Origin of the sequence: Desulfosarcina cetonica JCM 12296 (genome assembly GCF_001311845.1) — a bacterium.
GTDB lineage: Bacteria > Desulfobacterota > Desulfobacteria > Desulfobacterales > Desulfosarcinaceae > Desulfosarcina > Desulfosarcina cetonica.
The window spans coordinates 1-1,958 of record NZ_BBCC01000408.1; the positions used below are offsets into that span (position 1 = coordinate 1).

At 66.8% G+C, this 1,958-nt stretch carries 2 protein-coding genes; both read right to left on the minus strand.

From position 1 onward, the window contains the following. A partial coding sequence (locus JCM12296_RS34430) for a hypothetical protein (RefSeq protein ID WP_157068184.1) occupies positions 1-1,686 on the minus strand: 1,686 nt, incomplete at its 3' end. A gap of 5 nt (positions 1,687-1,691) precedes the next feature. Then, a partial coding sequence (locus JCM12296_RS40780) for a hypothetical protein (RefSeq protein WP_172684260.1) occupies positions 1,692-1,958 on the minus strand: 267 nt, incomplete at its 5' end.

Genomic DNA, 1,958 nt, shown 5'->3' on the forward strand with positions numbered 1-1,958 from the left:
GGTGGGCAGACGCCAGGAGTTTTTTGCGCCGCCGGGCCTCGTCCGCCACGCGCGCGGCTGCCTGGTCATGGCGCACCTTCGTATCGGCGTGCTTTTTCTGGCGTGTGTACCGGCGGCTGTCATTGGCACGCATCTCCTCATCAATGGCCTCCCGCCGGCCCCGGGCGGCGGTGACGCGCTCCTCCAGGCACGGATCGTTTCGTCCATCCGCTCCCGGGCATCCTCGGGCCGTTCTCCCGGCTGCAGCGGCAGGGCGTTGCGGCTTTCTTCGGCCACCCGGATGCGGGTGGTGCTGGCGAGCATCTTCTCCTCGAGTTCCCTATTCTGGACGATCAGGGCCGCCCGCCGTTCCCCGGCGGCCTGGGCTTCGGCGTCCAAGGCCCCAATGCGCGCTTCCCGCTCCCCGATTTCATCCAGCAGGCGCTGCCGGTCCCCGTCGAGGCGGGCGTGGTATTGAAGGGCCAGGGTGTCGATGCGGCGCAGCAGGGGCGAGAGGGCTTCGTCCGCCTGGAGCAGCGCGTCCCGCTTGATCTCCTCCTCGGCGCGGTTGCGGCGGATCCCGGCGATGACATCGGCGGCGTTGAGGGCGTTTTTCTCGCCCTTCAACGCCTGGATCTCCTTTTCGGCCTGTTCCGCATCCCGTTCGGCCTGCACGATCTGCCGCCGGATTTGGAACTGCTCTACCGCCAGCACGTTGGCCCGGGCGGTTTCCCGTTGGGAGAAGGCGTCGCGACGCTGCCCCTCGGCTTCTTCCATGGCGGGCGTGAGCATTTTCAACTTCCGGCCGGCCGCTTCGTCCGCCTGCTTCATCAGGTGGGCGGCCTCCCCGATTACGGCCTCCGAGGATTCCACGCCCATGCGAGCCTCGCGCCACTGGCGGGCCAGGGCATCGAAGTCCGCGATGCACGCCTTGAGGTCCCGCGCGGCACCGAGCTGGGTGATCTTCCGTGGCCGGTCCTGCATTTTCTTCAAGGACGTGTCGATGGTCTGGCGCAGGGTGAGGGCCGCGTCCATGTCGGCCACGCACCCCAGGAAGAAATTGAGGAACTCCTCTTCGGAGCGGAACTTGAACGCATCCTTGATCCCGCCCTCGCTACGAGCGAAGTCGATCTGGCGGTCGATCAGCCAGGGATCCAGACCCAGCCGGTCGAGGGAGTCGGTCCACTCCTTCTGACTGGTGGTGTGCTGGACATGCGGCGTGGTGAAGTCCCGCACGGCCCGCCAGGGCTGTTCCCGGTCCAACAGGACGTTCCAGCCCTCCCGCAAGCGGTCGAAAAAGTCCGGCGACTGGGCGATGAAAAAGAGGCGGTCGACCTTGTCCGTTGCGCTGCGGTGGCGGTAGAGGAGTTGGCCCAGGACCAGGTGGGCCTCGGGGGCGTTGTCGAACAAAGTGGGCTGCTCCAGGCTGGCCGCATCCAGGAGCACCACGGCCGGACGGCCCGGGATCAGGTACTGCTCCAGGGTCTTGTCGCCGCCGGACTGGAGATGCTGAACGAAGCGCCGCTGGTCCGGAGAGAAGATGCTGAGAATGAACGACAGCACGGTGGTCTTGCAGGTACCGTTGGCGGCGAAGAGCACGCCGTGGTCGGCGCGGCCGCTTTCGCGCACGATGGGGACGAACGCGTTGCGGAGCAGGTTCTCCCCGGCGGTGACGTCGCTGATGAACAGTCTACAGAGTCGATACATCTTCTTTATCTCCGGGCTTCCTCTCCCGCTTCGTCCGTGGATCCGGCTTCCTCGCCGGCGGTCAGGATGTCGCGGAACGCATGGAAGGAGTAGACGATTCCCTCCCGCATGGATGTCTGGTAGGCCGGCGTGGGACGGTACTCCACATCGCCGGGCGTCTCCTCGAAGGCGAGCAGGTAGCCGGTCTCCACCAGGTGCTCCAGGACCCGTTCCACCAGGTCCGCCCAGGAGTTGCCGGCACCGGCGCGCAGGCGGTCCGGATTGTCCTCGGG